Raw genomic sequence first — 12,578 nt, 5'->3', positions numbered from 1 at the left:
TTATTTTATCTCTTTGATTTTAAACGAATTGTGGCGAGGCGCTCCATCGTGTCTGAATGCTGAATGGAGGGCGAGGTGCCGCGATAGGCAAAAAAAAGGCCCCGCCGAAGCGGGGCCTGGTCCAGACACGAAGTCCGGAAAACGACGGGATCAGAAGTTGTACTTGACCTGGGCCGAGATCTGGCGGCCGTAGACGCTGTAGAAGCCGTCATTGAACGGGGTCGATTCGTTGCCCGGGTAGTTGTAGCGCTGGCCTTCCGGCAGCTTGTTGAACACGTTGTTGACCATCAGCGACAGGACCAGATCGTCCTGTGCCTGGTAGTTCATGCTCAGGTTGTACGTGGTGTACGAACCCCACTTGCCGGCCTTGGCGCCGGACGAGTGGACGTAGCCGTAGCTGCGGCCGGTGTAGGCCAGGTAGTTCGGGGTGCTGCCGACGTAGTTGGCGTACACGGTGGTGGTGAACTTGGCGATGTTCCAGGCCACCGACAGATCGCCACGGACCTTGGCGAAGTTGTCGTAGTACCACATGTTGTACGGATCGCTCAGCAGGTCGAGCTTGGCCGCACCCGGCATCGGCTGCACTTCACGCTTCAGCATGTTGGTGTAGTTGCCGGAGAACATCAGCGAACCGAAGCGGCCGATATCCTGCTGGTACTTGGCCGCCACCGTCACCGCTTCCAGGTTCTGGCTGGCGACGTTGAGCTTCGGCGTGTACACGCGGGTCAGGTTGCCGCCGGCATCGCGCGACACCCAGTCGGTGACGTTCTGGCAGCTGGCCGAGGTGTTGTTCGGCAGGCCGTTGTGGCACTGGTACTCGGCCAGCAGCAGCTGGTCGGTGCTCAGGGTCTTGACCTCGTTCTTGATCTTCCAGTTGTAGTAGTCGGCCGACAGCGAGAAGTTGCTCACAGGGGCCCACACCACGCCTGCGCTCCACACGTCGGCGGTGATCGGCTTCAGGTCCGGATTGCCGGACTTTTCGCTGTACACCGAGGTGTTCTTGTAGAACGAGCAGGCCTCGTCACGCAGGCCGTAGCCCAGCTGGCTGCAGCGGTAGTAGTCGTTCTGGCCGGACGAGTACGAGCCGCTCATGCCCTGGAAGGCATCGGACAGGGTCGGTGCACGGAAGGCGGTGCCGTACTTGCCGCGCAGCAGCAGGCTCTCGATCGGACGGAATTCCAGACCGATGCTGTAAGTAGCCTTGTCGACGGTCTTGTCGGCGATCTTGAACGCGTCATAACGGCCCGAGGCGCTGACGGTCAGCTTCTCCAGCAGCGGCATGCGCAGTTCGCTGGTGACCGCGTAGTTGCTGCGGTGGCCGGCACCGGCGACGGCGGTGGTGCCCCACACGTTGCCGTCGACGAAGGCCTGGTCCGGCGAGTAGTCCCAACCTTCGCTGCCACCTTCCAGCACGACGGCCAGGCCGGCGTCACCGCCCGGCAGGCTGAACAGCGAGCCGTTGGTCACCTGCACGCGACCCAGGTTCTGCCAGGTCTTGCTGCGGTGGGTACCGTAGCCGGTGAAGCTGGCGAACTGGTCCGGGGTGATCGGCGAGTAGAAGGCAGCGTAGTTCGGGTTGTAGATGCCGAACGTGGCGGTCGGGTCCTTCGGGTCGGTGTAGGTGCCCAGGCGCGGGCCCAGCACGGTCTGGCCGAAGAAGTCCTCGATCTTGTCCTTCCAGCGCACGAAGCGGTTCTGGTCCAGGCGGTACTCGCCACGGGTGAAGCTGGCGCTGTAATCCCAGTCGCCGACCATGCCCTTGCCGCCCAGGGTGACCTGGTAGGCGCGGCTCTCATCGGAGTTCAGGATGTTGTTGTAGTCGCCCGCGCCGATCTCCTCCGGCGCGAAGGCGCGCTGCAGGTTCACGACCTTGCCGGCGCCCTGGTCGTAGAAGCCGCCCATGACCGACTTCGTGCCCCACCACAGGGCGCTGGAGCCGGAGGTGAACTCGGTCTTTTCCTTGCTGTACAGCACGTCGGCGAACAGCTGGAAGTTGTCGTTCACGTCGAAGGTCATCGACGAGTAGAACTGGCCGCTGTTCTTGCCGTTCTTCAGGGTCTTGTAGCCGGCGCTGTACACCGAACCGCAGGACTCGCCCGACGCGCGCTTGCCGACGACGGTGGTGCCGTCGTACAGGCCTGCCACGTTGGCGCAGCGGCTCGGGTCCATCATCAGCAGCTTGTTGTCTGCATTGGTGATGACGGCGAAGTCGTTCGACGGCACCTGCGCGGTGTAGCCGACCGGGTTGTTCTGCTTGGTGATGTCACGCTGGTAGCCCCAGATCGGGCTGCCGTTCTCGATCTGCACGTTGACCAGCGCGTGGAAGCGGTCGTCGAACGCGTTGAAGCCCTTGGCTGCGCTGAAGCGGATGTTGCTGCCGCCGCCTTCGGTGTAGCTGCCGCCACGGACGGTCATCGTACCGCCGTCCATGCGCTCCTTCAGGATGATGTTGACCACACCGGCGATCGCGTCCGAGCCGTACAGCGAGGACTGGCCACCCGGCAGCACTTCGATGCGCTCGACGATGTCGATCGGAATGCCGCTGATGTTGTTGAAGGTGTCGCTACCGTTGTACAGCGCCGGATACGAGAGCATCGGGCGGCCGTTGATCAGGTACTTGGTGTAACCCGGGTTCAGGCCGAACATGCCGGCTGCTTCAGCGCCCTGGGTGAACGAACCCGAGGTCTGGCCGCCCTGCAGGCCGCCGGTGGTCAGCGACGACTGCTGCAGCACTTCAGCAACGCTGCTGAAGCCGCGGGTCTGGATGTCTTCGGCGGTGATGGACATCACCGGGGTCTGGGTTTCAACCTGGGTCTGCGGGATCAGCGAACCGGTGACGGTGATCTTGTCCAGGTTGGTCGCCTTGTCCTGGGCCATTGCCGGGGCGGCGGCCATCAGGGCGGAAATCAGGGCGACAGCGAGCGTGTTGCGACGTGCGGTGTTGCTTACGTATTTCATGTAGTTCCAATAGAGAGCAAAAACAAAAACGGCACTGCGCATGCGCCATCGTGCGCGCTGGGAACCAGCTTCGCAGCCCAAAACAGTGCTTCAGGAACGTAACATGAACTTAACAATCTGTGCACGAATCTGTAGCAATCCTGAATTTCAGTCAGGCTACGTCCAGCTTGTATGATGTTGGGTTATTCCCCCTGATACAGCTGGTGCCCGTTGTGAACAGTTCCCCCCGCCGCCCCCATGCCAGCCAGGTCCAGAAGGGACTGACGCCACATGCCCGCATCCGCAATGTCATCGCGGTCGGCTCCGGCAAGGGCGGCGTGGGCAAGTCGACCACCGCGGTCAATCTGGCCGTCGCGCTGCAGCAGCTGGGCGCACGTGTTGGCGTGCTGGACGCGGACATCTACGGCCCCAGCGTGCCCGCCATGCTGGGCTTGTCCGGCCGGCCGGAAAGTCCCGACAACAAGAGCATCGAACCGCTTCGCGCGTTCGGCGTGGACACCATGTCGATCGGCTACCTGATCGAGGAGGACACGCCGATGATCTGGCGCGGTCCGATGGCCACCTCGGCAATGACCCAGCTGTTCAACGACACCCTGTGGGACGATCTGGATTTCCTGCTGATCGATCTGCCGCCAGGCACCGGTGACATCCAGCTGACCCTGACCCAGAAGATCCCGCTGGCCGGTGCGGTGATCGTCACCACGCCGCAGGACATCGCCACGCTGGATGCGAAGAAGGCGCTGAAGATGTTCGAGAAGGTCGAGGTGCCGGTGCTGGGCATCGTCGAGAACATGGCGGTGCATACCTGCAGCAACTGCGGGCATGTCGAGCACCTGTTCGGTGAAGGCGGCGGCGAGCGCATGGCGGCCCAGTACGGCGTACCGCTGCTGGGTTCGTTGCCGCTGCAGATCGGCATCCGCGAGCAGGGCGATAGCGGTACCCCGATCACCGTGGCGCAGCCCGATTCGGTACCGGCCCAGGCGTACCGCCATGCCGCGCAGCGCCTGATCGAGGAAGTGGGCAAGCGCCCGCGGGCATCGATCCCGATCCTTTCGTCGCTGCTCTGACCGCGGCCGCAAAGAAAAAGCCGCCGGCGCGAGGCCGGCGGCAATCTGGGACGTTCCTGGAGAGGAAGCCGCTTACCAGTCGTACTGGACCTGGAAGCGGACGTAGCGCGGAGTGGTGTAGTACTTGCCCACGCCCACGTTGTTGTAGGTGCGGTCGTAGTCTTCGTCGCGGGTCACCTCATAGACCTGCAACGGCTTGATGCTGTTGAAGGCATTGAGCACCGATGCCTGGATGCTCAGGCCCGACAGCCAGTTTGGACGATAGGTCAGGCTCGGGCTGACATTCAGCGTCCACGGCGTGCGACCGGTGGTGCCCTGCGGCGACAACTGGCCATTGCAGTAGTGGAAGGCAGCGCCGTAGCCGTATTCGGTGTCAAATGTGCCGGTACCGCCGCCGAAGCAGCTGATCGGGGAGCCGGACTGTGCCTGGATGTTCAGGCCCAGCTGCCACTCGGGCGTGAAATCATACGAACCGAACAGCTTGATCGAATGACGGTGGTCATTGAACAGGTAGCCGTCCGCCCCGTACATGATCTCGGCGAAGTCGAAGTCCGACGTGGTGCCGGTATCGTCCTGGCCATTGGCGCTCTTGACCAGGCCTTCATAGTTGCCATCGAGCTTGGACCAGGTATACGACAGGCTGGCGTACCAGCGATCGGTGCGCTTGTCCGCGCTCAGTGTCAGTGCCTTGTACGTGCGCTTGGCCTTCGGCCCCAGCACGTTGCCCGGCACGTGGATGTCCTCCGGAGTGCCATCGCCGTTGACATCCAGGGAGATGTTCAGATCCTGGCCCGGATTGAACAGGTAGCAGCCCGGCAGACTGCCCGGCACGCTCCATTCGCTGTCCCAGCTCGATACGTCGTAGCCGGCGGCCACGGCGGCGTTGTAGATGGCGCGGGAGTCGCAGGTATCGTCGATGACGTTGTGGATCTTGCGGTAGGTGGCCTTGATGCCGACCGTCCAGTCATTGAAGAAATCATTGGCACTGGACAGCTGGTACTGGTAGCCCAGGATGGCTTCATCCTGCGTGTACGGCTTCAGGCCACGGCTGGCGACGGCCTTGGGGTCCGGAGTGGAGCCGTTTTCGCCGTTGTAGACCAGGCTGTTGTAAGGCGTGGCGGCGACATTGGGCTTGCCCGATACCGGGTCGTAGGAACCCAGGTAGTCGTAGTAATCGACGGTGTAGTACGACGGGCTGGCGGCGCGCAGCGAAACGTTCGCCGCGACCGGCAGCGAGTAGCGGCCAAGCGAACCGAACAGCTTGCTGCGGCCGTCGCCGGTGACATCCCACGAGAAGCCCAGGCGCGGCTGCCAGATGTCGTCCTGCTTGACGAAGCTCACGCCGTCGGTGTTCTTGTTGTTGAACGAATCATTGCGCATGCCCAGGTAGAGCATGAAGTTGTCCGTGATCTGCCAGTTGTCCTGCACATACCACGACTTCTGGTCGATGCTGACGCTGCCGCCGGTGCGGTAGTTGATCCGGTATGCGTCCGGGCGCGCGCGCGTCGGGCGAACGACCCAGTAGGCGCCGGAGGAGTAAGCCGTGCCTTGGGTGGATTCCCACTTCTCGTCGCTGTAGCCGAATGCCAGACGGTGGTTGCCGAGCTGCCATTCGAAGTCCAGCTTGCCGCCCTTGCGCTCGTTCTTGCCGCCCATCATGTCGACCGACGAGGCGACCGAGCAGCCGATCGGGTTGCCGTTGTAGACGACGTACGGGCAGGCGCCGTCCGGGGAGTGCACGTCGCCGTTGTAGTAGCTCATCACGCCATTGCGGTCGACGGTGAACTCAGAGGCCGTATTGCGCATCTGGCCGTACTGCAGCGAGGCGGTCAGGTTGTCGGTGAGGTAGCTGGTCCACTTGAAGATGTCGGTCTGGCCGCCGCGCTTGCCGATCAGCTGACCCTTGTAGCTGGTCCGGTTGGAACGTTCGGCTTCCACGTCATAGACATTGTTGTAGTAGTCATAGGTATAGCGGTTGCCATTGTCGAACCCGGTGTATTCCAGGTGGTTGTTCTCGTTGAGGTACCAGTCGACCTTCAGCAGCCAGTAGGGCGTCTTGACCTGGTAGTCGTACGAGGTGCCGCCGGTGGCGGCGTCGGTGTACTCAGAGCGCCCGCCATAGACGGAGCTCTTGGAGTTGCTGAACTGGCCCATGGCGAACACGAACAGCTTGTCTTCGATCAGTGGACCACCGGCCCAGGCCGAGTAGACGTTGGAGGAGCTGTCGGCCTGGCTGTAATCGCGGAAGATCTCGCCGTCATTGCGGTGCGAGTTCGGGAGGTGGTCACGTCCCCACGATGGCGCACCGGTCCAGGAAAAACCGCCCTTCCATTCGTTGGTGCCGCGCTTGACGTTGACGCTGGTCACACCGCCGGTGGAGAAGCCGTACTTCGCGCCATAGCCGCCGGTCTGCACGTCCAGCTGGTCGATCGCCTGGTAGGGGATTTCCGAGAAGGACAGGCTGTCATACAGGTTGGTGACATTGAAACCGTTGACGTAGTAGCTGTTCTCTGCTGCCGAGGCACCGCCGAACGATGCCGGGCCGAAGTAGCCACTGGAGGAGACGGTGCCCGGCGTCAGCAGCGAAACGCTGGTCACATCGCGGCCAACCGGCAGCGAGTTGAGCTGCTCGGCAGTGAAAGTGGTGCGGGTTTCCACGCTGCTCAGATCGATCGGAGCAACGGCGGCCGCGCGTACATTGACGGTATCCAGCGAGGTGGCGCTGCCAGCGGCAAAGGTGGCCGTGGCCGTCTGACCGGCGACGACATTGACGCGGGTGCTGCCTACCTGGGTGCCGCCGCTGTAGCTGATCACCTCATAGGTGCCGGTCGGCAGCTGGGAGAGGCGGAAGCGCCCGTCGCTGCTGACGTTGGTTTCGCGGGTCGCACCCGAGGCCAGACTCTTGACCTGGACCTTGTCGGCGGAGGAGGCCGTACCGACGATGTCACCGGCAGTGCTCTGGGCATAGCTGGTGCCGGCCAAGGCGCCCAGCACGACCGCGAGAGCGGTGCGCTTCAGGACGCGTCCATTGAAGTTCAGATTCATCGTGTTCCTTTGCGGTTGCAGAGGGGAAGCGGTTCAATTCAAGCTGACCTGAACGAATTGTTCAGGATGAATGAAACCGTAACGATGAAGTTTTTCTCGCGCAACGTTCATCTGGCGCTCATCAAATGAGGGGCGCCGAATAGTGGTCTCAGGTTGTTGAATTAAAAGATATTTTATTTTTTGTTTCGGTTTGTTTCGTGTCTGACGAGATGATTGAAAGTGACACAAATGTGTGATAAATGATCTTAATTGCGACGATAAGTCTCATTTGTTATTCACGATTGTGGGGCATCGATCTTGCGCGCGGTGCCATGAAGTGGCTCGCTGGGCCGAGGAGCAAGCATGGCCGCCACAGGGAGGCCACCTGTAGAATCGCCGCCTCGGGCGCAGCCCGTTTCCCCCTCGTTCAACAGGACAGAGCATGAGCATCAAGAGTGACCGTTGGATCCGCCGCATGTCCGAGCAGCACGGCATGATCGAGCCGTTCGAGGCAGGGCAGGTCAAGCAGGCCAACGGCGAGCGCATCGTCAGCTATGGCACGTCCAGCTACGGTTACGACGTGCGCTGCTCGCGTGAGTTCAAGGTGTTCACCAACATCAACTCGACCATCGTCGATCCCAAGCATTTCGACTCGGGAAGCTTCGTCGACATCACTGCCGACGAGTGCATCATCCCGCCGAACAGCTTCGCGCTGGCGCGCACCGTGGAGTACTTCCGCATCCCCCGCGACACCCTGGTGGTGTGCCTGGGCAAGAGCACCTATGCGCGCTGCGGCATCATCGTCAACGTGACCCCGCTGGAACCGGAATGGGAAGGCCACGTCACCCTGGAGTTCAGCAACACCACGCCGCTGCCGGCGCGCATCTATGCCAATGAGGGCGTCGCGCAGATGCTGTTCTTCCAGGCCGCGGCCGATGACATCTGCGAGACGTCGTACCGCGATCGTGGCGGCAAGTACCAGGGCCAGACCGGTGTGACCCTGCCGCGGACCTGATCGCCCGCGTCATCGCATGACGAAAACGCCGGGCACGCCCGGCGTTTTCGCATGGGTCACGCGGTGCGTTCGCCGGGCATGGCCCGGCGCTACCTTATTTGCCGCGACCGAACAGCATCGCGATGCCCACACCCACCAGTGCCACCGGCCACCAGGTCAACAGCAGCTTGGACAGGTTCAGGTGCGTCCAGCCGAGGTTGCTGGCGAGCATGAACAGGCCGATCAGGATCAGCAGGATGGCGGCAACGAGGTTGAATCGCATCGGGTCGGCGAAGGCTCAGGAGTGGGCCGGATATCCTAGCCGTTCCTTCCAGTAGGCGACATGCTGGTCCAGTGCGGCCGCTTCGTAGCGGTGCGCGGGACCGCTGCCCCAGACCGGGCCCGGCCAGGCCGGATCACCGTCATGGCGGCCGATCACGTGGAAGTGCAGCTGGCGCACGATGTTGCCCAGTGCACCGATGTTGATCTTCTCCACCCCGTCGGAGCCCTTCAGGGCCTTGCAGGCGCGGTTGAGCTCGGTGCGCAGCTTGTCCTGCTGCTCGCCGTCCAGCTCGATCCACTCGGTGACCCCGGCCAGGCGCGGTACCAGTACCAGCCACGGGAATCGTTCGTCGTTCATCAGCCGCACTTGCGACAACGGTCCTTCGGCCACCAGCACGCTATCGGTGGCCAGGCGTGAATCGAGTTCGAATTCGCTCATCCAAGATGCTCCGAGAAGAAGTCCAGGGTGCGTTGCAGCGCCAGGGCGGCGCTGTCTGGATCATACGCATGTCCGACCTCCCGGTTGAAGGCGTGGTCGGCCGGATAGACGAAGGTTGCCATCTGCGGCAGCTTTTCGCGGTGGGCCTGGACGGCCTCCGGCGGGATGCTCCTGTCCTGGGCGCCGAAGTGGAAGATCACCGGCGCCTTCGGCGTCTCATCGAGGAACTGGACGTTGCGCGCACCGTAGTAGCTGACAGAAGGCAGGCCCAGGCGCACTGCGGACAGCATCGCCACCGTACCGCCCCAGCAGTAGCCGACGGTGCCGACCTTGCCGTAGGGGGCCAGGCGGGTGGCCGCCGCGCGGACCACTTCCAGCGCCCGTTCCATGCCCAGCGCGGCTACCCGTTCAAGCCCCTGCTTCACGCCGTCGGCGTCGTAGGGCAGGGCATCCGGATCGGCCTCGGGTCCATCGACCAAGTCGAAGAACGAAGGTGCCAGCACCGCATAGCCTTCGGCGGCGAAGCGCTCGGCCACGCTGCGGATATGCGGGTTGGCGCCGAAGATTTCCTGCACCACCACCAGCCCGCCGCGCGCGGTGCCCTCGGGGAGTGCCTGCCAGGCCCGTACCGCGCCGTGGTGCGTATCCAGGGTGATCCACTCGGCCATCGTCATCTACCTCAGTTGCAGGGGACAGGACTGTATTGTCGGTGTTGCGTGGGTTAGCACGGTGTCAGCGGCTGTGCGTGATCGGGCGGCTGGCCATTCAGAGCGAGGCCGCCAACCCCGGTATACTGGCGCCCTTTCAGGCCCCGGCCCCCAGGACCCCCTGCCATGCCGGCAGGGGCCCAGGCCCCCAGAGTCCCGCGATTCCATGTCCCAGCTGAACCCCAAAGTCGGCTTCGTCAGCCTTGGCTGCCCGAAGGCCCTCGTCGATTCCGAGCGCATCCTCACCCAGTTGCGGTCCGAGGGATACGACATCGTTCCGTCCTACGACTCGGCCGACGTGGTGGTGGTCAACACCTGTGGCTTCATCGATTCGGCGGTGACCGAGTCGCTGGACGCGATCGGCGAGGCGATGAACCAGAACGGCAAGGTCATCGTCACCGGCTGCCTGGGCAAGCGCCCGGAGCAGATCCGCGAGGCGTACCCGAACGTGCTGGCGGTGTCCGGCCCGCAGGACTACCAGAGCGTGATGGAGGCGGTGCACGAAGCGCTGCCACCCAAGCACGATCCGTTCGTGGACCTGGTGCCCGACTACGGCATCAAGCTGACCCCGCGCCACTACGCCTACTTGAAGATTTCCGAAGGCTGCAACCACAAGTGCAGCTTCTGCATCATTCCGTCCATGCGCGGCAAGCTGGTCTCGCGCCCGGTCGATGAGGTGCTGCGTGAGGCCGAGCGCCTGGTGCGTGGCGGTGTGCGCGAGCTGCTGGTGGTGTCGCAGGACACCTCGGCCTATGGCGTGGACGTGAAGTACGCCGAGAAGATGTGGCGCAACAAGGCCTACCAGACCCGCCTGAAGGCGCTCTGTGAAGGACTGTCCGAGCTGGATGCGTGGGTGCGCATGCACTACGTCTACCCGTATCCGCACGTGGACGAGGTAGTGCCGCTGATGGCCGAGAACCGCATCCTGCCGTACCTGGACATTCCCTTCCAGCACGCGAGCCCGCGCATCCTGCGCCTGATGAAGCGCCCCGGCGCGGTCGAGAAGACCCTGGAGCGCGTGCAGAACTGGCGCCGCATCGCGCCGGACATCACCGTGCGTTCGACCTTCATCGTCGGCTTCCCGGGCGAGACCGAGGCCGAGTTCGAAGAACTGCTGTCGTTCCTGGATGAGGCACAGCTGGATCGCGTCGGCGCGTTCGCCTACTCGCCGGTCGAGGGCGCAACCGCCAACGACCTGCCCGACGCTGTGCCGGAAGAAGTGAAGCAGGAACGCCTGGCCCGTTTCATGGAGAAGCAGGCGCAGATTTCCGCCGCGCGCCTGGAAGCCAAGATCGGTACCGTGCAGCAGTGCCTGGTCGATGCCATCGAAGGTGACATCGCGGTGGCCCGTTCCAAGGCCGATGCGCCTGAGATCGACGGTCTGGTGCACATCCAGAACGCCGATCAGGTGCCGCTGCGCGTGGGCGAATTCGTCGACGTGGAGATCACCGAGAGCGACGAGCACGACCTGTACGGCGATGCGCTGGCGGCTGCGGGCCGCCCGGCGTTCGACCTCAAGGTGCTGTGACCGCAACGACGACCGCCGCTGGCGACGGCGGCGGTTCCCGGCGCTTCGTGCCGCCGCCGCGTGCGGCCGTCGATCTGCAGGTGTTTGAACATCCGCTGTTCGCTGGCTTGCAGGACTTCCGTGATCTGCTGGACGATGCAGCATGGCCGTCCATTGCTGCGCTTGATGCGCGGCTGGCGTTTCCCGGCAAGCGCCTGGTGGAACAGGATGCCGCGCTGCTGGCCGACGGCCTGCATTACGAAGCGCGCATCGCGCAGGGGCATATCGCCACCCGTGCCGGCAACTGGCATGACCTGTTCAATGCGCTGGTGTGGGCATGCCACCCGCAGCTGAAGCAGGCACTCAACGCACAGCAGTGCCTGCATATCGATGCCATGCCGCCCGGCCAGCGCAATCGCGCACAGGCGGCGCTGACCCAGTTTGATGAAACCGGCGTCATCGTGCGCGTGCGCGATGAGGCGGTGCTGGCGGCCTGGGATGAGCACGCGTGGCCGACGCTGTTTGAACCGACGCGCTGGCGAAGCGGCGCTGTGGCCATCGCGACGGTGTTCGGTCATGCGCTGATGGAACAGGCGCTGCTGCCGGGCCGCCTGCTGGTCGGCAAGTGTGTGGTGGTGCAGGGCGACGATGACGACGCCTGTAGCGCCGAGGTTGCTGCGGCCATCCGCGAGGGCCGGGCGCTGACCGATCCGTTGCAGCTGCGACCGCTGCCCCTGGCGGGCATTCCGGGCTGGCATGAACGGCAGGATGCCGCCTTCTACGCCAACGCCGATTACTTCCGCCCATTGCGTGCCGGGCGTCAGTACCCGCCGCCGTTGCCCGACGGTAGAGTCGACTGTTAGTCGACTGCTCTTCGTTCCGATGTCATGAACGCTTGACAGATGGCTTCGGTGAGTCATCAACCGCGATGGGGATCGCGGCGCGTTTGCCGTCCGGCGGCGGAGGTTTGTGCCGCGCTTCGCGCGGTAGTCGACTGACAGTCGACTCTACATCCGCTCGTATTCCACGCTGATCACCGCGAAGGTGAACTGGCCGCCGGGCAGCTCCACTGAAAACTCGTCATCCAGCCGCTTCTTCAGCAGCGCACGCGCCAGTGGCGAATCGATGCTGATCCAGCCCAGTCCCGCATCGGTCTCATCCGGTCCGACGATGCGGTAGCGGCTGGTGTCGCCGCTGTCTACGTTCTCCAGCTCCACCCAAGCACCGAAGAACACCGCCTGCGGATCGGTCGGCGTGGTGTCGACCACGCGCAGCGATTCCAGCCGCTTGGTCAGGTAGCGCACGCGGCGGTCGATCTCGCCCAGCTGCTTTTTGCGATAGGTGTATTCGGCGTTCTCGGAACGATCGCCTTCCGCGGCAGCGGCGGCCAGTGCCTTCACCACCTCCGGGCGGCGCACGCGCCACAGCTCATCCAGTTCGGCTTTCAATCGGGCATGGCCGGAGGCGGTGATCAGGGCGGTGCTTTTTTCTGCGGGTGGACGCCAACGGGACATGCAGTACGACTTCTTTTCAGGATGACGATAGGGGGAATGGGGTCGGAGCCCTTCCGCAGGAAGGGCTCCGACCCCAATGGCGGTGA

Annotated in this window: 10 protein-coding genes; 4 read left to right on the top strand and 6 right to left on the bottom strand. The window is 63.6% G+C overall.

The window, feature by feature from the left end; translation table 11 throughout:
- Positions 1-150: 150 nt before the first annotated feature.
- Positions 151-2,958 carry a TonB-dependent receptor gene (locus tag QP552_RS14895; protein ID WP_286073962.1) on the bottom strand — a complete coding sequence of 936 codons (2,808 nt, stop codon included), beginning with the start codon at positions 2,956-2,958 and terminating at the stop codon, positions 151-153.
- 212 nt (positions 2,959-3,170) lie between these two features.
- On the opposite strand from QP552_RS14895, the gene apbC reads away from it, so the two are divergent.
- The gene (gene apbC, locus QP552_RS14890) at positions 3,171-4,025 is read left to right on the top strand and encodes an iron-sulfur cluster carrier protein ApbC (RefSeq protein WP_005414099.1); all 855 of its coding nucleotides are present in this window, start codon (positions 3,171-3,173) and stop codon (positions 4,023-4,025) included.
- 72 nt (positions 4,026-4,097) lie between these two features.
- On the opposite strand, the gene QP552_RS14885 is transcribed toward apbC, so the two are convergent.
- On the bottom strand, positions 4,098-7,070 hold the full coding sequence (locus QP552_RS14885; RefSeq protein WP_088435896.1) for a TonB-dependent receptor: 2,973 nt from the start codon (positions 7,068-7,070) through the stop codon (positions 4,098-4,100).
- A 421-nt stretch (positions 7,071-7,491) separates the two neighbouring features.
- On the opposite strand from QP552_RS14885, the gene dcd reads away from it, so the two are divergent.
- Complete coding sequence (gene dcd, locus QP552_RS14880) at positions 7,492-8,064, top strand: dCTP deaminase (RefSeq protein ID WP_005410499.1); 573 nt, start codon at positions 7,492-7,494, stop codon at positions 8,062-8,064.
- Positions 8,065-8,158: 94 nt separating this feature from the next.
- On the opposite strand, the gene QP552_RS14875 is transcribed toward dcd, so the two are convergent.
- The 3 genes from QP552_RS14875 to QP552_RS14865 are packed head-to-tail and all read right to left on the bottom strand — an operon-like array spanning position 8,159 to position 9,432.
- Positions 8,159-8,326 carry a DUF5668 domain-containing protein gene (locus tag QP552_RS14875; RefSeq protein ID WP_005410498.1) on the bottom strand — a complete coding sequence of 56 codons (168 nt, stop codon included), beginning with the start codon at positions 8,324-8,326 and terminating at the stop codon, positions 8,159-8,161.
- 15 nt (positions 8,327-8,341) lie between these two features.
- Positions 8,342-8,764 (bottom strand): HIT family protein, encoded by a 423-nt coding sequence (locus tag QP552_RS14870; RefSeq protein WP_106548850.1) that lies wholly within the window; start codon positions 8,762-8,764, stop codon positions 8,342-8,344.
- Positions 8,761-9,432 (bottom strand): dienelactone hydrolase family protein, encoded by a 672-nt coding sequence (locus tag QP552_RS14865; RefSeq protein WP_033834542.1) that lies wholly within the window; start codon positions 9,430-9,432, stop codon positions 8,761-8,763. The genes QP552_RS14870 and QP552_RS14865 overlap by 4 nt, the downstream gene beginning before the upstream one ends.
- Before the next feature lie 205 nt (positions 9,433-9,637).
- Between QP552_RS14865 and rimO the strand changes: the two genes are divergently transcribed.
- Together rimO and QP552_RS14855 are read left to right on the top strand one after the other, a co-directional pair.
- Positions 9,638-10,999, top strand: coding sequence for a 30S ribosomal protein S12 methylthiotransferase RimO (gene rimO / locus QP552_RS14860; RefSeq protein ID WP_106548848.1), 1,362 nt, complete (start codon positions 9,638-9,640; stop codon positions 10,997-10,999).
- On the top strand, positions 10,996-11,841 hold the full coding sequence (locus QP552_RS14855; protein ID WP_286073961.1) for a DUF3025 domain-containing protein: 846 nt from the start codon (positions 10,996-10,998) through the stop codon (positions 11,839-11,841). The genes rimO and QP552_RS14855 overlap by 4 nt, the downstream gene beginning before the upstream one ends.
- A 144-nt stretch (positions 11,842-11,985) precedes the next feature.
- Here QP552_RS14855 and greB read toward each other — a convergent pair whose 3' ends face one another.
- The gene (gene greB, locus QP552_RS14850) at positions 11,986-12,492 is read right to left on the bottom strand and encodes a transcription elongation factor GreB (RefSeq protein ID WP_111112469.1); all 507 of its coding nucleotides are present in this window, start codon (positions 12,490-12,492) and stop codon (positions 11,986-11,988) included.
- Between the last annotated feature and the right edge of the window lie 86 nt (positions 12,493-12,578).

This window comes from Stenotrophomonas sp. 59, from assembly GCF_030291095.1.
Classification (GTDB): Bacteria; Pseudomonadota; Gammaproteobacteria; order Xanthomonadales; family Xanthomonadaceae; genus Stenotrophomonas; species Stenotrophomonas maltophilia_Q.
The sequence above is the reverse complement of the archived record's forward strand: the minus strand, read 5'-3'. Positions and strand labels throughout refer to the sequence as shown.